General features: G+C 62.1%; 23 protein-coding genes. 9 read left to right on the forward strand and 14 right to left on the reverse strand.

The window, feature by feature from the left end:
* From asnB to RMO57_RS00900, 12 genes are all read right to left on the reverse strand, one after another.
* Positions 1 to 1,425 (reverse strand): asparagine synthase (glutamine-hydrolyzing) (gene asnB, locus RMO57_RS00845; protein WP_310383361.1); only part of this gene is annotated, 1,425 nt, incomplete at its 3' end.
* Between the two features lie 22 nt (positions 1,426 to 1,447).
* Positions 1,448 to 2,611, reverse strand: a complete 1,164-nt coding sequence (locus RMO57_RS00850; protein ID WP_310383363.1) for a TIGR03088 family PEP-CTERM/XrtA system glycosyltransferase — start codon at positions 2,609 to 2,611, stop codon at positions 1,448 to 1,450.
* On the reverse strand, positions 2,608 to 4,236 hold the full coding sequence (gene xrtA, locus RMO57_RS00855) for an exosortase A (protein WP_310383365.1): 1,629 nt from the start codon (positions 4,234 to 4,236) through the stop codon (positions 2,608 to 2,610). Before xrtA ends, RMO57_RS00850 begins: the two co-directional genes overlap by 4 nt.
* Before the next feature lie 8 nt (positions 4,237 to 4,244).
* Positions 4,245 to 5,462: a TIGR03087 family PEP-CTERM/XrtA system glycosyltransferase gene (locus RMO57_RS00860; RefSeq protein WP_310383367.1), complete on the reverse strand. Its 1,218-nt coding sequence runs from the start codon at positions 5,460 to 5,462 to the stop codon at positions 4,245 to 4,247.
* A 12-nt stretch (positions 5,463 to 5,474) separates the two neighbouring features.
* Positions 5,475 to 6,521, reverse strand: a complete 1,047-nt coding sequence (locus RMO57_RS00865) for a FemAB family XrtA/PEP-CTERM system-associated protein (protein ID WP_310383369.1) — start codon at positions 6,519 to 6,521, stop codon at positions 5,475 to 5,477.
* Complete coding sequence (locus tag RMO57_RS00870; protein WP_414896348.1) at positions 6,518 to 7,420, reverse strand: XrtA system polysaccharide deacetylase; 903 nt, start codon at positions 7,418 to 7,420, stop codon at positions 6,518 to 6,520. The genes RMO57_RS00865 and RMO57_RS00870 overlap by 4 nt, the downstream gene beginning before the upstream one ends.
* A 49-nt stretch (positions 7,421 to 7,469) precedes the next feature.
* A complete protein-coding gene (locus RMO57_RS00875; RefSeq protein ID WP_310383372.1) occupies positions 7,470 to 8,540 on the reverse strand; it encodes an XrtA/PEP-CTERM system-associated ATPase in 1,071 nt (356 codons plus the stop codon).
* A 3-nt stretch (positions 8,541 to 8,543) separates the two neighbouring features.
* Complete coding sequence (locus RMO57_RS00880; protein WP_310383374.1) at positions 8,544 to 10,106, reverse strand: TIGR03016 family PEP-CTERM system-associated outer membrane protein; 1,563 nt, start codon at positions 10,104 to 10,106, stop codon at positions 8,544 to 8,546.
* Positions 10,051 to 11,067, reverse strand: a complete 1,017-nt coding sequence (locus tag RMO57_RS00885; RefSeq protein ID WP_310383376.1) for an XrtA-associated tyrosine autokinase — start codon at positions 11,065 to 11,067, stop codon at positions 10,051 to 10,053. The genes RMO57_RS00880 and RMO57_RS00885 overlap by 56 nt, the downstream gene beginning before the upstream one ends.
* A 1-nt stretch (position 11,068) precedes the next feature.
* Positions 11,069 to 12,649 (reverse strand): XrtA system polysaccharide chain length determinant, encoded by a 1,581-nt coding sequence (locus RMO57_RS00890; RefSeq protein ID WP_310383377.1) that lies wholly within the window; start codon positions 12,647 to 12,649, stop codon positions 11,069 to 11,071.
* 155 nt (positions 12,650 to 12,804) lie between these two features.
* A complete protein-coding gene (locus RMO57_RS00895; RefSeq protein ID WP_414896349.1) occupies positions 12,805 to 13,440 on the reverse strand; it encodes an XrtA/PEP-CTERM system exopolysaccharide export protein in 636 nt (211 codons plus the stop codon).
* Between the two features lie 225 nt (positions 13,441 to 13,665).
* Complete coding sequence (locus RMO57_RS00900) at positions 13,666 to 14,544, reverse strand: ThiF family adenylyltransferase (protein ID WP_310383379.1); 879 nt, start codon at positions 14,542 to 14,544, stop codon at positions 13,666 to 13,668.
* A gap of 287 nt (positions 14,545 to 14,831) precedes the next feature.
* Here RMO57_RS00900 and RMO57_RS00905 point away from each other — a divergent pair, with 287 nt between their 5' ends.
* Together RMO57_RS00905 and RMO57_RS00910 are read left to right on the forward strand one after the other, a co-directional pair.
* Positions 14,832 to 15,191, forward strand: a complete 360-nt coding sequence (locus RMO57_RS00905; protein ID WP_310383383.1) for a hypothetical protein — start codon at positions 14,832 to 14,834, stop codon at positions 15,189 to 15,191.
* Between the two features lie 49 nt (positions 15,192 to 15,240).
* Positions 15,241 to 15,390 carry a hypothetical protein gene (locus RMO57_RS00910; RefSeq protein ID WP_310383386.1) on the forward strand — a complete coding sequence of 50 codons (150 nt, stop codon included), beginning with the start codon at positions 15,241 to 15,243 and terminating at the stop codon, positions 15,388 to 15,390.
* Positions 15,391 to 15,443: 53 nt separating this feature from the next.
* On the opposite strand, the gene RMO57_RS00915 is transcribed toward RMO57_RS00910, so the two are convergent.
* The gene (locus RMO57_RS00915; protein ID WP_310383388.1) at positions 15,444 to 16,514 is read right to left on the reverse strand and encodes a flavodoxin family protein; all 1,071 of its coding nucleotides are present in this window, start codon (positions 16,512 to 16,514) and stop codon (positions 15,444 to 15,446) included.
* A gap of 18 nt (positions 16,515 to 16,532) precedes the next feature.
* Positions 16,533 to 16,757 carry a hypothetical protein gene (locus tag RMO57_RS00920; protein ID WP_310383389.1) on the reverse strand — a complete coding sequence of 75 codons (225 nt, stop codon included), beginning with the start codon at positions 16,755 to 16,757 and terminating at the stop codon, positions 16,533 to 16,535.
* A 213-nt stretch (positions 16,758 to 16,970) separates the two neighbouring features.
* Here RMO57_RS00920 and RMO57_RS00925 point away from each other — a divergent pair, with 213 nt between their 5' ends.
* The 7 genes from RMO57_RS00925 to RMO57_RS00955 form a co-directional block, all read left to right on the forward strand.
* A complete protein-coding gene (locus tag RMO57_RS00925; RefSeq protein ID WP_310383392.1) occupies positions 16,971 to 19,100 on the forward strand; it encodes an AsmA family protein in 2,130 nt (709 codons plus the stop codon).
* 135 nt (positions 19,101 to 19,235) lie between these two features.
* Positions 19,236 to 19,682 carry a PRC-barrel domain-containing protein gene (locus RMO57_RS00930; protein ID WP_310383394.1) on the forward strand — a complete coding sequence of 149 codons (447 nt, stop codon included), beginning with the start codon at positions 19,236 to 19,238 and terminating at the stop codon, positions 19,680 to 19,682.
* 7 nt (positions 19,683 to 19,689) lie between these two features.
* Positions 19,690 to 21,417, forward strand: coding sequence for an ABC transporter ATP-binding protein/permease (locus RMO57_RS00935; protein WP_310383396.1), 1,728 nt, complete (start codon positions 19,690 to 19,692; stop codon positions 21,415 to 21,417).
* Positions 21,418 to 21,522: 105 nt separating this feature from the next.
* Positions 21,523 to 21,744, forward strand: coding sequence for a hypothetical protein (locus RMO57_RS00940; RefSeq protein WP_310383398.1), 222 nt, complete (start codon positions 21,523 to 21,525; stop codon positions 21,742 to 21,744).
* 31 nt (positions 21,745 to 21,775) lie between these two features.
* On the forward strand, positions 21,776 to 21,934 hold the full coding sequence (locus RMO57_RS00945; protein ID WP_310383400.1) for a DUF3309 family protein: 159 nt from the start codon (positions 21,776 to 21,778) through the stop codon (positions 21,932 to 21,934).
* A gap of 354 nt (positions 21,935 to 22,288) precedes the next feature.
* Complete coding sequence (locus RMO57_RS00950; protein WP_310383402.1) at positions 22,289 to 22,435, forward strand: hypothetical protein; 147 nt, start codon at positions 22,289 to 22,291, stop codon at positions 22,433 to 22,435.
* On the forward strand, positions 22,432 to 22,882 hold a 451-nt coding region (locus RMO57_RS00955), incomplete at its 3' end, for a phospholipase D-like domain-containing protein (RefSeq protein ID WP_414896350.1). The genes RMO57_RS00950 and RMO57_RS00955, both read left to right, overlap by 4 nt.

A 22,882-nucleotide genomic window follows, 5' to 3' on the forward strand; every position in this document is an offset into this window, starting at 1 on the left:
GCGCTCGAACACCTCACGGGCGGTGTAGCCGCCCAGCTGAGACTTGAAGCCGGGGCTGTACAAGCGCATACGGTCGGCATCGCGCAGCAGCGACATGCTGTGAAAGTAGGCCTGTACCGAGTTGCGTGCCAAGGCCTCAAAGGTCGTTTTGGCCCGGAACACGCGCGGCGCCCAGTCGGCCTTGGGATAAATGGCCCCCAGTGTGCCGAACAGCGATTTGCGCAAGCCCAAGGGCATGGCCGCACGCATGCGCTCCTCCATCAAATGCAGTTTGTAGCGACGATAGCCGCCAAAGGTCTCGTCACCACCGTCACCCGACAAGGCCACCGTCACGTGTTTGCGCGCCAACTGACAAACCCGGTAGGTCGGAATGGCCGAGCTGTCCGCATAGGGTTCGTCATACAGACGCGCCAGCGTGTCGATCAAATCAAAGTCATCGCTTTTGACGATTTCGAGTCGGTGATCGGTCTTGTAGCGATCGGCCACCGTCTGCGCGAACGCTGACTCGTTGAAGGCGGGGTCATCAAAACCAATCGAGCAGGTATTGACCGGCGCGGCGGACTGCTCGGCCATCAAGGCCACCACGGCGCTGGAGTCCACGCCGCCCGACAGGAAAGCACCCAGCGGCACCTCCGCAATCATGCGCAAACGGATCGACTCTTTCAACTTGGCGATCAGCTCCTCGCTGGCCTGCTGCTCGTCGATCTTGGCGTCCAGCGTGAAGCGCACATCCCAAAAGCGGCGCGGCTCGCCAACTTTCTGGCCGCGCCGTATAACCAAGGTGTGGCCGGGCGACAACTTCTTGGCCTGCTTGAAGATGGTGCGCGGCTCGGCCACATAGCCGAGCGCGAAATACTCTTCCACCGCCAGCGGGTCGATGTCGCGCCGCAGCCGACCATTGCCGCCATGGCCATTCTGATAAGCCAGCAGCGACTTCAGCTCGGAGCCAAACAGGAAGCTGCCGTCATCCAGCAAGGCGTAGTAAAACGGCTTGACGCCCAGGCGATCGCGCGCGATGAACAGACATTGCTGATTGCGATCCCACAGCGCGAAGGCGAACATGCCCCGAAAGCGTTTGACGCAATCCTCACCCCAGGCTTCCCAGGCATGCACAATCACCTCGGTGTCGCTCTTGGTGTGGAACACATGGCCCAAGGCCAGCAACTCGGGGATCAGTTCCTGGTAGTTGTAGATCTCACCATTGAAGACGACGACGACACTGCCGTCCTCGTTGAACAGCGGCTGCTGACCGGTGGCAATGTCAATGATGGACAGGCGCCGATGACCAAAACCCAGGCCCGGCTCCAGATGCAAACTGCCCTCATCGGGGCCCCGGTGCAGTTGGGAGTCGTTCATGCTTTGCAGCACGGCGCGGCTCAGATCGCGTTTGCCTCGGGTGTCAAAGAAGCCGGTGATTCCGCACATAGAAGCTTTTGTGATTACTAAGTTATTGGCCGTGGCCGAGAAGTTCTTGCGCGTAGATGCCCTGATATGTCGACACCATGGCCGCCAAGCTGAAGCTCGCCTGCACCCGCGCCCGGCCGGCAAGGCCCAGCTCCGCGGCCCGTTGTGGCTGCCGGGCTAGGCTCAAGATAGCCGCCGCCATGGCGCACTCGTCGGTGGCCGGCAGCAACAAGCCGGTGACGTCTTGTTGCACGAGATCAGCGTTGCCGCCAACCGCGGTCGCAAGCACCGGCAAACCAGTCGCCATCGCCTCCAGAATCGTATTCGAGATCCCTTCGGCCAAAGACGGCAAGGCAAAGCAATGCAGGCCGCGCATGATATCCGCCACATCCTGGCGCTCACCCGGCAGCCAGGCCAAATCGGCCAAGCCGGCTTGCGCCAGCAAGCTCTGTGCCTGGGCGCGCAGCGGCCCCTCACCCACCATGACCAGGCGCAAACGCTGACGCAACTCGGGCGCTTGGCGCAGGGCCAGCACAAAGGCACGCGCCAACATGGTCTGGTCCTTGACCGTTGCCATGCGGCCGACCGTGCCGACCAGCCAATGCTGAGCCGGATCAAACGGGCAGCCGCTGATCGGCGACGGTCCGCCCGGCGCTGGCCGGAAGCGCTCGGTAGCCACGCCGTTGTAGAGCTGGCTGATGCGCTGCTCGGGCACATGGACGGCACGTTTCAGATACTCGGCCAAGTCACGCGACAAGGCGATGTAATGAGTGATGAAGGGGCGATAGAAGCGCCGCACCCGCTGATGGGCGCGGTTGCTGCCGTCGAGGTCACCGACATCGCGGCCATGTTCACCGTGAATACGCACCGGCACGCCGGCCGCCCACGCCGGCAACTGCACCTCCAGCGCAGCCAGGTTGCGGCTGTGCACGATGGCGGGACGTAAACGCCGGAACAGTCGATAGAGCTGTGGGTAAAGCCAAAAACCATGGCCAGGCGGCTTGTGCAAGGCGATGAACTCCACATCGTCACGTTGCACGCGCAGGCGGAAATCGGTCACCTCGGTCAAGGCCAAAACGGCATGGCGATAGGCGCCTCGAGGCATCTGGTTGATCAAGTTGACCACGCCGTTTTCCAAGCCACCGGTGTCAAAGCGGTACATCACATGCAGCACCAAGGGGCGCGGATCTGCGGGGTCAGGCCTCATGGTTGACCGGCGGGCACCTCGGCCCTTGCACGCATCTCGTCTCGGGTGGCACGCAACCAGCCGTCCAAGCTGTGCCAGTTGTCGCGCAAAAATGCCTCCAAGCGCGCCTCGCCGCCGGCTCTATCGGTATAGAACACCAACATCGCCGCGTCGTCGCCTTGTCCCATCAAACGATAAAAAGCGCCCAGGACTTTGGCCTGCCAATCACTGATCATGGGGCGGCCATTGATCCAGTAAATTCGCCACACCTTGAGGCGGTCGTTGACGGAATTCTCGTCGCCGAGGTTGGCACCGCCCGCACGCCGCAGCTCAGCGGTTTGCATCGGCAACTCCAGGCCAGCCACACTTTGGCTGGCGCTGCCGGCGGAGACCATGGCCCAGTCAGCATCCTTTGAACTCACCAACACATGGTTGGAGCTGATCAGCTTGCTTTGATACGTTTGCTGCCGAAAGTACGCGACATACAGGCCGACCGAAGCAGATTGCGCATCGGCGGCGCCCTGGGCTTGGGCTTGGGCCTGGGCTTGCGCTGTTTGCCGGAAGTTGCCCCGCCACACGGCGCGGGGATTTTCAACCACGGGCGTGAACCTCGGCGGCAACCCAGCCTCACTCTGCCAAGCAGCTTGGCCCAGCCTTGGCGCCGTCAAGGCAAACTCGGTCGGGCCGCCCGCCAGCTCAAGCGACTTGAGCACGATCTGCGGCGCCAACAGCACGCCCAAAATACCCAACCAAACCAGCAGCCAGGCCGACCTTGCCCGCACCGGCTGGGCCGCAACTTCGCCTGCCTTGACCTGCGCCGCCGGCGCATCAGGCTCGGACCAGCGCGCGCCCAGCATGAACATCAGCAGCATGATGATGCCGAAGAACACCCAGCCATAGACCAGATGATCGGCGCCGGTGGCGATCTGGTTGCTCGAAAAATGCGCCAACATGACGATGACGTAGGCACGCAACCAATTGGCGATCAAGGGCAAGACGATGGCAACGCCGACAAAAATCCAGCGCCGAGCAAGCGAGCGGTAGTTTAGGTAAGCAAACAAGGTGCCGACCATCACCGAGGCCATCAGATAGCGAATCCCGCTGCAGGCTTCGACGACCGACCAATTGCCGCTCGGGATGACGAACTCCTGGCCCTCGCGAAACACCGGAATGCCACTGAGGCGCAGCGCGGCGACGGTGAAATCGGCCGTCCATTCCATCAACTTTGGCGTCATGAACTCGCCGATGGGGACGGCAAAGAACAGGAAACCCAAGGGGAAGGCGATCGCCCGCGCAACCTGCCAGCCCAGCGCAGCCGGCACCACCAAAACCAACATGGCCGTCAGCGCCAACTGTGTGGCTGAATTGGCCGCCACCAAATCCCCCAACAACCACATCAAGGCCATCGCAACCAAGGGCAGCAAAAACCACGCAGAGGGCGAAGGACTCAGGTTCGCCAAGACGGCTCGCTGGCGCCAAATCAACCACAAGCTGATGGGCGGCACCACAAAAGCATGGGCAAAAGTCTCGGAACGGTTCCAGATCTCGACCATCGCCAAAGCGGTGTCGCGGTAGAGCAAGAGCACGGCTGCCAGCAACAGCAGGAAAGCGGGCAAGACGGGGCGCCACGCGGGGGGAATGTTCATGAAAGCTTTCAAACCTCAAGGCCTCGCTGATTCAAGCGGTCAAGATGAAGGTCAATGCCACCGAGCTGCGCCGACCAGCTGTAGTTCTGCAACACACAGTCGCGGCCGGCGGCACCGACTCGGTCGGCCAAGCCAATCTCCAGCAGCAGCTTGCTCACCTGAGCCACAAAATCGGCCACTTCCAAGGCCGCCAGCAAATCCCGCCCTTCTTCCGCGTCGATCGCTTCCACACAAGCACTGGACGCGACCACCGGCCGGGCCATCGCCATCGCCTCCAAAATCTTGTTCTGAATGCCGCGCGCCAGGCGCAGCGGCGCGACAACGACGGCCGCATGCTGCAAATACGGGCGCACATCCGGCACCGTGCCGGTCACGCTGACGCTTGCACTGGCCAAGGCCAACACGGCCGGCGTCGGGCTGCGGCCGACGATATGAAAATGAAGCTGCGGCCAATTGCGACGCAGCAGCGGCAGCACTTCAGACGCGAACCAGATCACGGCGTCGGCATTGGGCCAATAGTCCATCGCGCCGGTGAACACCAGCGGCAACTGCCCGGCCGGAAACGGCGACAGGCGCGCCGGTTCGGGCGAAAAATACGCTGCATCGACACCGTTGCACAAGGCTTGCACGGGTGCAGCGCAGGCGGGTGACTGCTGGCGGAACAGCGCCACTTCCTTGGCCGTGACGAAGAAGGACGCCGCCGCGCGATCGGCCACCATTTGCTCAAACGCCAACAACTGGGCCCCCTCGCGCCGGTACAGCCAGGACATGGGCCAGCCATGGTTGGGTGCGTAATCGGTCCACTTGGCGGAGTCCAAGTCCACAAAGTCCACCAACATCGGCAAGTCCGGCCGCTGCATCGCGTATTGCGCCATCGGGCTGGAGAACACCACAGCGGCGCTTAACTCTTCGTTGTCTGCGATCTTTTTGACCCAGGCACTCAGGCCGGCATTCCGGTAAAAGGGCAAGCTGAGGGCCTCCCCGGTCAGCAAACCACGCAGCGAGGCCAATTTCGCCAACGCTGGATTCAACTTCACCACATGCAGGTCGGCGCAATAAGCCCGAACCAAGTCCAGGTACTGCATATCGGCCGGGTCGTCGACGAAAGTGCCCAAAAAAACCCGGTGCCGCTGCGCCAGATGTTTCAGCAGATGAAAGGAGCGCACCTTGTCGCCCTTGTTGGGCGGATAAGGCAGGCGGTGCACCAGATACAGAATATTGGCCATAAAGCGCTGAGCTCAGCCCAGATTGCGCACAACCATTGGCCCCAGCCAATTGGCCATGCCGATGGGCAGCTTGCGCCACGTCTTGATCAGCAATTGATACTTGGCGTTGGCCGGGTTGTTCTGCGGCACGGCGTCGCGCTTGTAGAGGCAATACTCGTAATGCAGCGGTGTCGGCTCAAAACCCCAGTTTTTCTTGAAGGCATAGGAGCCGGTGCCCTGCTTGCTGCGGCCGTAATCGAAGACCTTGAACCCACGGGCGCAGGCGCGCCGCATCAGCTCCCAGAACTTGAAGTCGTTGGCGGCCAGGTCGCGCGCCGCTTCTTCATCGCCGGCGTAATAAGGCAGCACTTCGTCGCGGAAGTAAAAACTCAGCACCGAGCTGAGCGGGCGGCCCTGCGCGTCGGTGACGGTCAGCACCTCGGCGTCGGCGCCGAACTCATCCAGCAGTGCCGCAAAGTAGCGCTTGGGCATCGCCGGCGTGCCATGCCGGTGGGTATTGCTGGCATAGAGGGCGAAAAACCGACTAACGTCTGAATCAATGTGACTGACCAGCTCGTTCTTGATCCCCTTGCGCACCACCGCTCGCGCCTTGCGCGGGATGGCCAGCATATTGGCCTCGTCGTCGGCAAAGATCTCCTTGCGGAAGGTCACATACAGATCCTGCGCCGGCCAGTCGCTGTGGCGCGGCTGGACGTTGCGGAATTCCAGGTGATCAACGCCCAACTGCTTGGCGATGGACTGCGCCTCCAGCTCCAGCGCCGCAGCGGCCTCCTCGTTGCTGGCCGCCACGCCGCCATAGACGGCAAAGGGCAGCGCCACCAACGAGTGGCCAAACAGCAGGCTCTTGACCTGGGCCAGCGGCAGCACGCCTTCGATCTGGCCGTCGCGTTCGGCATACAGAAAGAAGCCGCGGTGCTTGAACACCTGCTCAATCATGCGCAGCCAGCCGGCGCGGTGGAAAAAGCTGGCCTGCGGGCAAGCCAGCACAAATTCGTCCCAGCGACGGGCAAGGTCGCCGTCCTGCGCGCTCAGGCGCTTGATTTGCAGGGCAGCCGTCATGCGGACACAGGACTCAATGCTGCGGCCGCGGCTGCCAAGGCTGGGGCTCGCTGGCCCAGAAAGATCTCGTCCATCCGACCCCATTTGAAATCGACCAGCAGGCGCGCAATGCGGCCATAGGTGCGCGCGATGTTGACGTAATGCCGAAAGCGCGTCTTGCCGTCAATGCCGGCAATGCGGGGCTGCTCGGCGTCAATCTCCCAGGGGTGGCAATAAAACACCGCGGCCTCTTTGTCGTCGCGGTTGACCTTGCCAATCATCCAGCGTGACAGCGCATAGGGCAGCAGGCGGAAATAGCCGCCGCCGCTGGACGGCAGGTTTTTATTGAACAGGCGCAAAGTCGTCACCGGGATTTCGAGCAAACCGTCGCGCACGGCATGGGCAAAACGAGGCGAATCGGGCATGCCGTAATGGTCATGCTGAATCGGGTAGACGCTCGAGCTGTAGCGATAGCCGGCCTCCAGCAAGCTGTCAAAAGCCCAGAGATTGCCGGCGCCAATGGAAAAACTCGGCGCCCGGTAGCCCAGCACCTGATGGCCGCCGAGGTCCTCCAGCAACTGCTTGGTGCGCCCTATGTCGTCGAGAAAACTCGCCGGCGTCAGGTCGCTGACACGTTGATGGCCGTAGCCATGGCTGGCCAGCTCGTGGCCCTGCTCGACAATCCGGCGCACCATCTGCGGATAGCGCTGCGCCACCCAGCCCAGGGTGAAGAAGGTGGCCTGGGTGCCGCTTTGCGCCAGCAGCACTAGCAGCCGGTCCACATTGCGCTCGACCCGGCATTCGCGCTGATCCCAATCACCGCGGGCGATATAGGGCGCAAACGCCGAGACCTGGAAGTAATCCTCCACGTCGATGGTCATGGCATTGCGCAGCGGCGGGCTTGAGGTCGGCATCAACATGTTTGGGGGGGCCTGTGTTCAGAGATCTTGGTCAAGAGCTAGGCGCTCATCAATCCTGCTTGACCGACTCGACCAGCTTTTGCAGCAACGCCAGCGTTTGCAGATTGATACGCTCCAGCCGCATCAGGCTGGTTTCCAGCCGCTGCAAGCGGTCGCCCTGCTGTGCCGAGCTCAGCTTAGACAACTCATTTGACAGGCTGTTGACTTCCGTCGTGCTCAGTTTGAGGCGCGCCAGGTCGTAGCTGTGTTGATCCTCACCGGCGGCCGTCAGCATCTCGCCGGCGGCGCCGCTGAGCTTGGCCGGAATCTCGCTTTCCTTGGCGATGTCGCTGAGCGCTTCATCGACATCGGCCAAGCCCAGATGGGTCTTGTTGGCCATGAAACCCAGCAGCAGCAAACGGTCGCAAAGCGAGTTGATGCGCCGCGGTATGCCTTGGCTGGCCTTGAAAATCGCCGGAAATGCGTCGGGCGCGAAGGACGGCTTGCCAGTGCTGCCGGCGCATTTCAGGCGGTGCTCGACATAGCGCTGGGTCTCGTCCTCGTCGAGCGGGCCGATATGGCAAGTGGCCGCAACCCGCTGGCGAAACTGCTCCATCTCGGGGCGTTGCAGGATGCCGCGAAACTCCGGCTGGCCGACCAGAAAGGTCTGCAGCAGCGACTGATTGCTGAACTGGAAGTTGGACAGCATGCGCAGCTCCTCAACCGCGCGCGCGGTCAGGTTCTGGGCTTCGTCAACAATCAGCAAGCAGCGCTTGCCCTGGCTGGTCTGGCTGACGAAGAACGCCTCCAGAGTCATCAAGACCTCGGACTTGGGCAAATCCTTGACCCGCACGCCGAAGGCCGAGCCGACCATGCGCAGCGTGTCCTCCGCATCCAGCTGGGTGGTGACCAAGTTGCCGATCACCACATTGCTGCGATTCAGGCTGTCCAGCAGGCCGCGTAGCAAGGTCGTCTTGCCGGCACCGATTTCGCCGGTGATGACGATAAAGCCGTCATTGCGCAGCACGCCATAGTCCAGATAAGCCTTGGCGCGACGGTGCTGTTTGCTGCCGAAGTAGAAGTTGGGGTCGGGGCTGAGTTGAAAGGGCTTGCTGCTCAGGCCATAGAAGGCTTCATACATGGGCTAGAACTGGTGAACCAAGGTTGCAAAAACGGCATTTTCACGGTAGGGCAGCAGACCCTCAAACAGCGAATAGCGAGCACCGGCGGTCACCGAGCCCCCCTCACCCAGGCGCCCACTCCAGCTTGCGTTGACGGTACGCAAGGTGCTCGACTGGCTGCCAAGGTCGCCGCGAACCTGCCGCTGCGACAAAGAAAAATTCGTGGAACTGGTCGGTGTCAGACGGTAAGACAGATTCGCACTGGCATTGAGCTCTTGCACCAGCGACGACTGGGACAAATCCCCGGCACCGGGAATTTGTTCGCCAATACGGCTGTTGCGACTGCGCGAAACAGTTGCGGTCACCGTGGTACGCAGGCCCTGCCAGGAACCCGAAAGCTCTTGGCGCCGCGCCAATGACGGCGCCGATGACACAAAACCGGAATTTGCGGGCGCATTGGGACTCAGGCCGCGTTCCAACAAGAATTGCCGCACCAACAAATCACGCTTGACCGGGTCGGGCTCTACGCTTGCCAACTGAAAAAAGAACATGCTGTAATTGCTTTGTTGCCCGCCTTGACCACCAAAACCTTGCGAAACGCTGCTGGTGTCCGAATAACGAATCGACGACCTTTGAAAGCGGTGATTGAAACTGAGGGTGTGGCTGTCGCCGTACTCATGGCTTTGATAATCGCCTTGCACCGAGGTACGCGGGGTCGGTGTCCACTGCGCATTCGCGCCATAGGTCGGGCCGGCCTGCTTGGCGCCGGTCAGCAAGTCGCTGCGTTCAATACCGGCGTTGCCCGACATCGACAAATCAACATCGGGGCGGTAACGCAAAGCTGCGGTCGCGGACGATCTGCGGTTATCGGTGCCGCCATTGAAACTGGACTGCTGAGTGGTCGCCGCCGCCGACCAATTCACGGGGCCGCTGTTCATGCCTTCGGCGCTGAAGGACACGCCGGCAACGCGGGAGTCACCGGTGACCGAATCCTTGACCTTGGTCTCGGTCACGTCGCCATTCATTTTGAAGGTGGCGACATTGCCAAGGCGACCGAGCAGACGGGGCGACACCGACAGGCTCGCCACATCCGAGCTGTTTGGATTTCGGATCGCGTTCTCGGTCGAGGTTTGCTGAGCAAAAGCGGATTGCTGCTGCTTGCCATAACTTGCCCGCGCATCGACAAAAAAGCGCCGCTCAATCAACTCAAGCGAGCCTGACGCCGCCAAGGTGTGCTGCACATCGTTCGACCGATCGGACTTGACATACAGCAACCCATTGAGCGCGTAGTCCAGGTTCCCGCGCAAGCGCCCTGCACTGCTGCTGATGTTGACGCCCGGTGCGACAACGGTGATCAAGGCCGCATCTTTGGCCGCATCATTGAGATTCAGATTGTCGGTCCAGGTTTGCGTCAGACTGATGCGGGGTTGAACCCGCAAACCAAGTCCTGTCAGTTGGGCATACGCGGGTGCAGCAGCGACAGCCGAGGCCAGCAACGCGATGCCCACCAGCCCGAGCCCCACACCGGCCTCAACTCTTGGCGCCGTCACTGCTACCCCCATCACCGTAGCCGTATCCGTAGCCATACCCGTAGCCGTAACCGTAGCCATAACCGTAGCTGCCGGACGCTTGCCCGCTGGCTTGATTCAACAGCATCATCTTGAGCGGACAGGCCTCAATCGCCGCCAAGGCTTGTTGAACTGCCGCCTGCGAGGTGCTCTCGGCCCGCACGACCACGACAATTTGCCCCATATGGGAGGCCAGCACGCGCGACTCGGTGGTCAACAACAAGGGCGGCGAGTCAAAAATAATGATGCGGTCCGGATAGCGTTTGGCCATATCGTCCAGAAGATGGCTCATCGCATCGCTGGCGAGCAATTCCGTCGCACGCTGATGCGGCGTACCGCTGGGCAGCAGGGTCAGTTTGTCGACATTGGTCCGCAGCATCACATCGGCCATGTCAAATTTCTGCTCCAACACGTCAAGCAGGCCCGGGCCTTGAGGCAGGCCCAGCATGCGCAACATCGAAGGCCGCGCAACATCGGCATCGACCAGCATCACCGTGTTGTCCAACTCGGCAGCAATGCTCAAGGCCAGGTTCAAGGACGTAAAGCTCTTGCCCTCGCCGGCCAAGGCGCTGGTCACCATGATCAAATTGGCATGATTCAAAGACACCGCACCCTTGCCCATGGCGTTCTTGATCAACGGCCGTTTGATGACGCGGTATTGGTCGGCCAATTGTGAACGGCTGGCGTTCGGGGTGATGAAGCCCTGTGCCGCCAGGGCTTCCAAATCCAGCTCGACTCGTTTGGACAATGGATGCGGCGGGTCAATGACCCGCGGCTTTTGCGCCGGTTTGGTCTCGGCCGCTTGCAGCGCTGCCTCGACCTCCGGAATGGTTTTGTCACCGACCGGCGGCGCAAATGACGGGGTTGAGGTCGGGATCGCAGTCGCCCGAGTCGCCACAGCCAACTCATCAGGCAACACCACGCCGGCTTGGCGCAGCTGTTCCAGCCTGCGGGCGGCTTGTTCGATCAAGCTAGTCATCTCAAGTCCCCTGCCTTGTTGCCAAATACGCCACCACCGACAGGCCCAGCACAAACAGGCCGATCAAGCTTCCGCCGGCAGCGCCGAAACGGAGCAAATCTTTGCGCTGGCGCTTCAAGTCCGCCGCCGACACCAGCCGCGTCACCACCCCAAGTATGGGCAGGTCGATGCGCGCGCGCAGTTCCAGGGCGTCATGGAAAACCGGCCGCAACATGCTGACCACGAACGATATCGCTACCCCAGCCAAGAGCGACGCCACCATCACACCGGCCAGCAGCAGCAAGCGATTGGGCGCGACCGGCTTGGGTGAAACGCGCGGCGGGTCAATCAAGCGGAAGTCAGCGACGCCCGAGGCCAAATCCAGTTCACCCGACATCGCCGCTGACTCACGCCTGGACACCAAATCTTCGTAATTCTTCTTGTGGATGGCGTAATCCCGGTTCAACTGAGCCGCCTCGGCATCCAGCTGGGGTGCCGTGCGCACCCCAGCAAGGGCTTGCCCATACCGAGCCGAATACTCGTCAACCCGCGCCTTCAACGTGGCCACCTGGACCTCGCTCTGCGCCAACAAACGGCTCATCTCCTGCGCCGTGGTGCTGCCATTCAAACCGCCCACAGCGGCCGGGGAAGCCAGCGCGGCCTTGCGCAGCTCCTTCACCTTCAGCCGTTTTTCGTCCTCGATATCGGTGATCGATTTGCGCGCGTTGATCACGTCTGGATGTTGATCTGTGTAACGCTGCAACAAAGAATCAAGGTTGCGCCGCTGCGCGTCCAAGCGCGCATCCAACTCGGGGGTTGCCAAATTCATTGCCGACTCTTGCAGCAAGCTTTGCGTCGTGCTTGAAACACCCTTGCGTTCCGCCTCCAACTGGAGCTTGGCGGCATCCCGGCCATTGACGGCTTCCCGGTACTCAAGCCTGGCCCGGTCCAACTCAACGCTCATCTCGCGCAAGCGCGAGGCCGAGTCCTTGCCGTCGGGGTTCATGGTCTGCAGATTGCGCAGACGAAACTCCTTCAAACGGGTTTCAGCCTCTTCGAGCTTGCCTTCGTAGTTCTTGATTTGTTCGCTGATGAAGGTCGCCGCCGTCGCCGTATCTTTGCGACTTGATCCAAGGCTTGACTCCACGAAGATGGACACAAAGGACTGCACCACCCGTTTGGCGCTTTCTTTGTCCGAATCCCGGTAAGCCAAGGTGTAGAGATTGTCCCGTGCCGTGCTTTGAATCGACAGATTCCTCGTCACCGTTTCGATCAAGGCTTCTTGCTGCGCTTTGGACTGATTTTTCAGATCCAAATCCGCCATGCGCACCAATTTTTCAACATTGGGGCGGCTGATCAGGGTGCGGCTCAACATCACCACTTGCTGCTCAATATTGGGCTGGATCGCCAGCCCCGACATCAGCGGTTTCAAGATCGATTGGGTATCGACAAAGATCCGTGCGCTGGCTTCATAGCGGTCCGGCAGTGCCATCACCAACACCGAGCCGACGATGCCGATTAACCACGCTACCGCCAAACCTGGCCATCGGTACTTCCAACTTCGCTTGGCAATGGCGAGAGCCTGGGCAATCAGTAAGTCCATCTGCGGGTGATCTCTTGTGGTTCAGGTGAGCCACCATCATTCCATCAACTAATTAGTTAATTAATTGACTCGTGATTTGGCGGGTCATCAAAAAGTAATTGTTTGGAGCTGCAGACCTGCCAAGCACGTCATGCCAACTCGCGCGGCGGGTCGCGTCAGAAGAAGCTCTGCGGAATGATCAAGACATCACCCGGCCGCATTTCGACATTGGCAGACACATCGCCGCGTTTGATCAAGTCCCGCAGGCGCACCGCGTACTGTTTGCCGCCATCGGACGAGCGAAGAATGGTGGCATCGTTACCCGCGGCAAAATCCGTCAAACCGCCCACTGCAATCATGACGTCCAACACCGACATATTCATCTTGTACGGCAGCGCCTGCGGCCTGGTAGCTTCCCCTATCACACGTATTTGCTCGCTATAAGGGCCCACAAAACCCGTCACGATCACGGTCACCACGGGGTCGCGCACATATTTGCCGAGCTGCTTCTCGATCTCCCGCGCCAGCTCGATCGGGTTCTTGCCTTGCGCCAGCAACTCATCAATCAGCGGCGTGGCGATCTTGCCGTCAGGCCGCACCGGCACGGACATAGACAACTCAGGGTTGCGCCAAACGATGATGTTGATGTTGTCACCGGCACCGACGATGTAGCTGTAGTCCTGTGCGGTGGCGATGACCGGCGCGGGCGGGAATCGGCTTGCCGTACTGGCGCATCCTTGCAGCAAAAAGCCGGCTGCCGCACAAAGAGCAAGGCCCAACTTGCGCGAATAAAAACCAAAGCTCTTGTCCAAGGCAACTCCTCAAAAGTCAATGAAATCTGCCGCTGCAGGCGCGGCCAAATCGCTCAGAAAACAGCGCAACCCACAGCCATAAAACGCGGCTGGATCATGCCACAAAGCATCGACACCTTCCTTGCCCCAATCAAGGGGGATAGGCAGGAAATACAGGCAGAGAAGCGAATTTATGCCAACTCAATCACGCCCGGTCAAATGCCCTGCCCGCCCGCAGAGCTTCGCTCAGCCTTTCAGCATCGGCCGAATCAAAGCCAGCAATACTTGCTGCATAGGGTTCGCATTGCCAAATGGGCGCCAAGTGAAGCCGAGCTTTTGCTTATAGGCATCGAACTGCATCGCCCAAGGCGCGGCTCGCAGCGAGCCGCGATTCAACAAGATCTTCAACACCGATGTGCCCATCACACCCGCGCACAAATCGCAGGACATCATGGTGGACGGGCCGCGCTTTTCCTTGAAATTCACCGCATCTGGTGCCACCAAATACCCGCGCTGCAGCATTGACGGCGACAGGCCTGCAATAAACCGAGCGTACTGTTCTTTCTGACTGCAACCCTCAACCCGAAAATACTGCTCAAAACTCATGCCTGGGGAGCGAAAGTAAAGGAGCGAGACCCCCATACCCAGGGGCGCTGCGGTCAAGGCGGGAATGCCCCGCTCATGGCAGGCTCGAAACAACATGCGGCGAGCCTCAATGGCAAAGAAGTCTATGCCGTCTACATAGACGTCCACATCACGCAGAAAATCATCGAGATTGGCAGCCGTCACACCGTCCCCAAAGGCACGAATATCTGCCTCCGGATTGATGTCGCGGGCCTGCGCTGCCAACACCGCGGCCTTGGAGCGCCCAAGGGTGGACATAAAAGCACCCACTTGCCGATTGAAATTGTGGACCTCAAAGTCATCGAAGTCTGCAATATTAAAATTACCGATGCCAAGGCGCGCCAAGGTCAGCAGGTGCGCGCCGCCGACGCCACCCAGCCCGGCAATGGCAATTCTCGAGCGGCGCAGCACAGCCTGCTCGTCTTCAGTTACCCAACCAATATTGCGCGAAAACGCCCGCCCGTAATCAAAACTAGCGCTTGCGTCCGAAGTGCCGCTCATGGCTTTCCCTTTTCACTGAATAGATTCAAGCTCAAACTCCCGGTTATCGCTTGGCCGAGCATTATTCATCAGATTAAATGGGTGTCATCAAAATACCCGGCAAGGCTGCGGCACTCTCGACCAGACACCAAGGTCTTCGCCGATGCCAGCTTGGCGCGCAAGCTGGCTTGCCCAGGGTCTGTTCGCTGCACCACAGACGGCCGACACGGCGCGATCTATAAACCGTCAACAACCAATCCGTTCCAGCAACGCTACAGCTTGCCCGCAGCCAGGGTGAAAGGAATTCCATGCAATACCCAGTCGGCTTTTCCCCACTGATCGGCCTTGTCGCCGCCTTGGCGCTGTGCGCCTGCGACAAGCGCCCGCTTGATACGCCCGAACCACGGCTCGACACTGGCGCAACTGATGCGGCGGCTATAGCCAACAACGCCAGCGCCAGCGCCCCGACACCGTCGGTGCCGCCGGCAGATGAAGTCTTCACCGCGTCCGCCACAGCCACCAAGGCCGACCCGACAGCGGGCCGCTCCAACAGCGCAATGAGCCGGGCACAGGAGTCCACGGCAATGCCGATGCCGGGCCAGAACAATGACCACTCCGCAGCACTGAATCTGCCCAAAGTCCCCGCCAGCGGCACACCGCGCCGCTGAGTTACTCGCCCAGCCCCTCAAACCCACCAGAGCACACCAGGAGACCTTGATGTCAGCAGCACACAGGCACCACCCCAACACCGATGTTCCGCCCGAGTTCGACCCGCCCGCACTGCCGGTGGAACCGGATCAGGGGCCGCTGCCGGCACAAATCCCGGCAGACCCCGAGCATGACCGGGTGGTCGACCCCGAGGCCTGACTCCGGCAGCGCCAAGCCGCGCTAAGCAGCGCCAAGCAGCGCCAAAACGGCGGTCACTTGGCGCGGGGCGGCTGGGTGCGCAGATCCGGCGGTACGAGCTGGCCGGTGCGCAGCTGTTTGACAGCCTGTACCACCGCGCGGGCGACGTTGCGGGCCTCCTCCTGCACCGCCTTGTCCTCGTCGAGCGCTTCGTGGCTGTTGTAGTAGGGCTGGAAATAGCCGATATAACGGTCGAGCTTGGCGGCCGTGCCGGCGTCAATCAGCCCCATCCAATCCAACCAATCGCCAAGATTTCGGCGGTGCACTTCGACGCCGGCCACGTCACCATGCACGACCAAGCCGTAAGCCCGGCCGGCCAAATGCTTGGGGTAATTCCAGCCCTGCTGTTCAATGCGCTTGGCCTCGGCCACGTGCTTGCCATGGGTTGTCGTCGGATCGGGGTTGCCGCCATCGGCCGAGACCATGCGGTCAATCATCAGTTTGAGCGGGCTCGGCGACTGGTACCAATAGGTCGGCGCCAAGATGATCACCGCATGGGCTGCCACCCAGCGCTCGTAAATCTCGGCCATCCAGTCATCGGCCTGATCCAGCGCGTGGTTGGGATAGCAGCTGCAGGGCCAGTGGCACAGCGGCATCGCGCTGGACACACAGCCCTTGCAGGGGTGGATATTGCGGCCGTACTCCGAGGTCACCAGACTCAGATCCAGCACATCGGCCCGCAAACCCGCCTGCTCCACCACCTCTTGCGCCATGCCGGTCAGCCGCCAAGTCTTGGAGACCTCGCCCGGGCAAGTGCCGTCATTGCGCGCACTGCCGCAAATCAGCAGCACGCGCGAAGGTGACTTGCTGTCACTCCAGCGCTTTTGCGCGGCCTTCAGGCGCTGATGGGTGTCCAGCCATTGCACCGACACTTCGTAGCTTGGGTCGGCAAAGCTGCGACCGGCTGGCTGGGTAATCGGCGCCTTGCGGCCTTCCTTCATCGCCTTCCAGGCAATCGCCTCCAGCCTAGCGATGGCCGCGTGCTCGGCCTCGAAAGCGGGGTCATAAAAGCGCCCCTTGAAGCGCTCGCTGAATTGCAAGCGCGTCAAAGAAATAGGCGATTGCCCAGTGCGGATCTTGGTCATGGTGGCTCCCTTCTGGCCTCAGCCGGCCTGGGGCGGGTCAAGCTGTATTGCTTTGCTGGCCACATAGCGCTTGTAGTCGCCGAGCGGTATCGCGGCCGCGCCGTGTGAGTCAGCGTCGCTCCAGCTGAGGGTCACGTCGAGCGCCGACTCCTCGACCTCACAAGGGCCTCGGCGGATCGTGATGTTGGCGCCGTCGCCCTCCCGATATTCGACCGTGCCAGTGATGCGTGCTCGCTGTCTCATGGGGACTCCAATGCTGGGGTTTGGGTTGGGGTTGGGGCTGGGGTTGAGGCTGGACGGTGAAGTTCAGCGCAGGCACCATCATGCGAGCCGGCATGAGCAACGTCGGTGCGCTGGCGCACATGCGGGCGGAGTTTCCGGCGCTGTCGGTTCGCAACCGCACAGTTCAGCGAGCGCGCAGGCGTCAAACTACGCAAGTCTCAATGAAACTCAGCCATGCACATCGATCATTTCCAGGCCGCCGTCCCTGCCCCTCACCCGCCTGCGCCAACCGCGGCAAAGTCGCGCCGCATCTGGCCCGGCATTGCGATCGTATTGATGGCTTGCATGGGCGCCTTGCTGGCCATCGGAGAGTTCTTGGCCTGGCCCTGGTTGGCGGCGCCGTTGCAGCACAGCCTGGCGCAAATGCTGGGCCGCAGCGTCAGCTTCGAGCAACCCAAGCAAGCACATGGCGGCGGTCTACGCATACATCTGCTGGGCGGCCTGCGCATCGAGAGCGGCCGCATCCAAATCGGCGCGCCGGCCTGGAGCACTGCGCCGTTTCTAGCGCGGGCGGACGATGTCGCGGTCGAGTTGCGCTACGGCGACCTGTGGCGCACTTATCGCGGTCAGCCGCTGCGCGTTCAGTCGCTGCAGGCCGCCCAACTCGACGCCCATTTGCTGCGTGTGCCAGACGGCCGTGCGACTTGGCAGCTTGGCCCCGCCGGCAACGCCGCCAACGCTGACAAAGCGGCCACGGCCGGCCCACAAATCGAGCTGCTGCGCATCAACAAGGGCACGCTGCACTACCGAGATGCACTGACCGGTTTCGACGCCCTGCTGGCTCTCAGCCTCGCCGACGCCGGCAAGCTGCAGGTCAGCGCCAGCGGCCGCTACCGCACCCTGCCCTTGCAAGCCGAGATGACGGCCAACGGCGTGCTGCCCTGGATCAATGCCAACGCGACCACCCAGCCGGTGCCGCTGAGCCTGAACGCCACCGTCGGCAACGCACAGCTGCAGCTGCAAGGCAGCGCGCTGGATGCGCTGCGCTTGCGCGGGTTGAGGGGCAGTTTCAAGCTCAGCGGCCCCTCACTGGCCGCCGTCGGCGATCCCTTGGGCGTGACCCTGCCGACCACCGCGGCCTTTCGCGCCCAGGGCGCCATCCAGCAAAATGGCGCGGCCTGGGAGATTCAGGTTGACCAAGCACGCATCGGCGCCACGCTGCTGACGGCCGCGCTCAAATTCGAGCCGGCGCGCCCAGTGCCGCTGCTGTCGGGCCGGCTCGGTGGCAGCCGTCTGGCGATCGCCGATCTGGGGCCGGTGCTGGGCACAACCGCTGCCACCGCAGCCCCACCCGCGGTGGCCGAGGCGGTGATAGCAGCCGCTTCGGCCGCTTCGGCCACGGCCGGCTTGTCGCCGCTGCCGGGTGCCCTGCTGCCGGCCTCCACGCGCGGCCAAGGTCGGCTGCTGCCAAATCGGCCGTTCGACTTGGCAGCCCTGCGCAAGATGGACGCCGACGTGCTGATTGATATCGACGAGGTCGATGCCAACACCACCCTGCTGGGGCCGCTGCGTCCGCTGCACGCGCGTTTGCGGCTGACCCGAGGCCTGCTTTCTCTTCAGGAGCTGGATGCCCGTATGGGCGGCGGCCGCCTGAGCGGGCATGTGCAACTCGATGGCCGGACAAGTTCAGCGCGCTGGAGCAGCACGCTGAACTGGCAGTCGGTGCAGTTAGAGCAATGGCTACGTCTGCCGCGCAAGGCCGGCGAACCGCCGTACATAACCGGCTACTTGAACGGTCATGCCAGCTTGGCCGGCGAAGGGCGGTCGACGGCGGAGATCTTGGCCAGCCTGAATGGCCAAGTGCGCGCCGAACTCAAGGGCGGCAGCATCTCGCATCTGGTGATCGAGGCCGCCGGCCTGGACCTGGCAGAAAGCCTGGGCCTGTTGATCAAGGGCGACGAGCCCTTGGCCGTGCAATGCGCCGTGGCCGACCTGCAAGTGCAGGCCGGCGTGCTGCGCTCGCGGCTGATGGTGATGGACACCATTGACTCCACCATTTTTGTCGAAGGTACGGTGTCGCTGGACCGGGAGGCGTTGGCGCTGCAGGCCATCGTCAGTCCGAAAGACTTCAGCCCTTTGACGCTGCGCTCACCCTTGCACTTGCAGGGCACGTTTGCCAAGCCGGAAGTCGTGCTGGAGAAGGGTCAGCTTGGTTTCAAGTTGGCCGGAGCGGTCTTGCTGGGCTTGCTCAACCCGGTCGCGGCCTTGCTGCCGTTGCTGGACCCCGGCGACCTGGACACAGCCACACGGGATCGTGCCGGTTGCGAAGCCAGGCTCAAACCCAGGGCCAAGCCCGGCCCTTGAGCCGCCAAGATGGCCACTGTGTTCGCTAACAAACAGTGCGAATTTCGGCGACGCGCTAACTTGCGGTCAGAGCGCAGTTACCTCATTGCGGCGCTCCGGCAACACCTCAAATGAGTCAATCACCTGGAGCATCAAATGAACTACGAAGAACGTGACCCCTACGGCATTTACCGCAGCAGCGACACCACCGGCGGCTTCGACTCCGAGATTCATCAAGGCCCTGGCCCCCGTTTGATGGGCGCCAACACCTTGATCGGCAATGACGTCTGCAACCAAGACGGCGACGACCTGGGCGACATCAAGGAAATCATGCTGGACGTCAGCAGCGGCCGCGTCAGCTATGCGGTGCTGTCCTTTGGCGGTTTCCTGACTCTGGGCGAGAAGCTCTTTGCTGTGCCCTGGAGCGCCCTCAAGCTGGACACCGTGAACAAGCGCTTCACACTCAATATCGACAAGAGCCGGCTGGAAAACGCCCCCGGTTTTGACAAGGACAAATGGCCCAATATGGCTGACTCCGCATGGGCTGCCGGCATCCACGCCTACTACGGCACGCTTCCCCATGACGACACCCGGGTGAACTAGAAGCTCAATGCAAAGCGACGCCGCCCCCGGATTCAATGCCCGTTTGTGGCGCCGCTTTGTCATCATCGCCCGGCCCTACTGGCGCAGCGACGAGCGCTGGCGGGCCATCGGTCTGTTGGCGCTGCTGATTCTGCTGTTGCTGGGGCAGACCGCCTTCAATGTCTTGTTCAACCACGAGACGGGCGAATTCACCTCGGCACTGGCGGCGCGCGACGCCGAGCGCTTTTGGGTCGCGATCGGCCGCTACACCGCCATTTTGGTCGGCGCCGTGCCGATTTATGCGCTCTACTTTTACGTGCGCGACACGCTCGGCCTGCGCTGGCGGCGCTGGTTGACCGACCATTTTTTGGCCCGCTATTTCGATCAACGCGCCTATTACCGGCTGACCGCCGCATCCGGCATCGACAACCCGGATCAGCGCATCGCCGAAGACATCAACGCCTTCACCCAGCAGTCGCTGTATTTCTCCATGGTCGTGATCGGCTCGCTGATGCAGCTGATCGCCTTCGCCGGCGTGCTTTGGACGATTTCGCAAGGCTTGGTGTATTTTTTGATTGGCTATGCGACCCTCAGCACTTGGTTCACCGGTTCGGTATTCGGGCGCCGCCTGATTGCCTTGAACTTCCGCCAGCTGCAGCGCGAGGCCGACTTTCGCTACAACCTGGTGCGGGTGCGCGAGCATGCCGAACCGATCGCCTTTCACGACGGAGAAGCGCGCGAAATGTCGGCGCTGCAGCGCGTCTTCGAGGCGCTCTACGGCAATTACCTGTTGGTGCTGCGCTGGCAATTCAAACTCAATCTATTCCAGTACGCGCACAGCTTTTTGATTGCCGTACTGCCCATCGTGATCATCGCCGGCGAAGTGCTGGCGGGCGAGCTGGAGGTGGGCCGCGCCATCCAGGCCGCCGGCGCCTTCGTCGCTATCTTGAGCGCGCTGACCGTGATCGTTGACCACTTCGAAGGCCTGAGCCGCTTCTCCGCCGGGGTTGATCGCCTGCACGCTTTTGCCGCCGCGCTGGATCTGCAGAGCGAGCAACAGCGGCGCACGCCGGATGACGGCGTGCAGCAAATCATGACCGAAGCCTCGTTTGGCTTGAGCGTGACCAAGTTGACCGTGCAGACGCCAAACCGCGAACATCTGCTGATCCAAAGCCTGGATCTGAGCGTCAAGCCGGGCGAAGGCCTGTTGATCGTCGGCGCCAGCGGCTCGGGCAAAAGTTCGCTCTTGCGCGTGATGGCCGGTCTGTGGACGACCGGCTCGGGCCAGGTGCAGCGCCCGGCCGGGCCGGACATGCTGTTCCTGCCGCAGCAGCCCTATTTGCCGCTGGGCAATTTGCGCGATCAGCTGATCTACCCGCAGACCGAGCGGCTTATTTCCGACCTCGAATTGCTGCGCTGGCTGGAGCGCGTCAATCTACCCTCGCTGGCCGACCGCTTCGGCGGCCTGGGTGCTGAAGCCGACTGGGCGCGCGTGCTGTCGGTCGGCGAACAGCAGCGCCTGGCCTTCGCCCGCGCCCTGCTGGCCAAGCCGCGCTATCTGCTGCTGGACGAATCAACCAGCGCGCTCGACGCCGCCAACGAGGCCAAGCTCTACGAGCAGTTGGCCGGTCTGGCGATCACACCCATCAGCGTCAGCCACCACGCCAGCCTGCTGCGCCACCACGCCCAAGTGCTGGAGCTGCCCGGTGACGGCAGCTGGGTGCTGCAGCCGGCGCAGGGCTATGTCTGGCGATAAGAACAAAAGGCTGGGCCGCTGTGTTCGCCAACGCACGGAAGCCGCGGGGCCAGCGCCTTAATCTAGTCATCATTCCCTTCACCAAACCAAATACCAAGGAATCCCATGAAGAACTCTGTACTACTCGCTTCGCTTGTGCTGTCCCTGGGCCTGACCGCCTGTGAAAAACCTACCGTCGTCAATGTGCCGCCGCCGGCCTCGCCCGTAGCTGGCCCGGCCGGCCCGGCCGGTCCGTCCGGTATGGCTGGACCGCAAGGCGCCAGCGGCGCGCAAGGCGACACGACCGTGATCGTCGTCGCCCCGCCGGCCTCCGGCGCGCAGAACTGAGCGTCGCCCGGCCTTTTCCAAGGAGAACACCATGAGCTTAGGCACCATCCTTTTGATTGTTTTGATTTTGATGCTGATCGGCGCCTTCCCGGCCTGGCCGCACAGCCGCGGCTGGGGTTATGGCCCCACCGGTGGCCTTGGCTTGGTGGTGGTGATCATTCTGGTCTTGCTGCTCATGGGCCGAATCTAGCCAAGCTGCCATGCAGGGCGCTCGACACTGGCCGCATGCAGTAACTGCACCGACAGCCCCGTGTTTGAGCGCCTGCGGTGACCTGCCCACCCAGCCACTGGCGGCTGGCAGCGGCCCGCACCCAAGCCTGCTGGCGCCGGTCGGCAGGCTGCTGACCACCATCAATATTGCACCCGCCATTGGGTGGCTCACGGGGGTTGCGTCTGTCGCAGCCCCGGGCCTGCAAGTACATGCCTTTGCACGTGGGCTCGAGCACCCGCGCTACTTGGTTGTACTGCCCAATGGCGATGTGCCCGTGGCCGAGAGCAATGCGCTGGCTCAACCTGCGCAGGGTTTCAGTCTGAAAGCTTGGGTATGGGCTTGGTGATGAAGCGCGCCGGTGCCGGCGTAGCCAGCGCCGACCGCATCGGCTTGCTGCGTGACAGCGACCGCGGCGGCGCGCTGCTGGTGGCCGATGATGTCGGCAATGTGATCTGGCGAGTCAGCAGCGCCCGCTCATGACGGTCGCACGACAGGCCATGCAACGCTTGCGCCGCTGGACATGGCAGGCCGCCCTGCTTGGGCTGCTTGCACTGCTGGGGCTGCTCGGCCTGCTGGCCTTGGCCTGCTGCACCAGCCTGCCGAGTTTGACGCCCGAGCTATCACGCCGAGCCCGGCCGGCGCCGCACATCGCGGGCGCCAACGGGCCCTTGTCGACCAACCGGTCGGCGGCGGTCTTGCAGCGACTGAGTCAAGATGGTCAGCCAACCGGCATTTTTGAGCGTCATCTGGCGCTGGAGGAAGCCATCACCGGCAGCCCCTTGAGCGCCGGCAACACAGTGCGGCTTTTGCAAGACGGGCCGGCCACCTACCGAGCCATGTATGCGGCCATTCTGGCGGCACGGGATCACATCCATATGGAGACCTATATCCTCGACGACGATGAGGTCGGCCAGCGCTTCGCCCAGG

It is taken from the genome of Roseateles sp. (assembly GCF_031397715.1).
GTDB lineage: Bacteria > Pseudomonadota > Gammaproteobacteria > Burkholderiales > Burkholderiaceae_C > Paucibacter_A.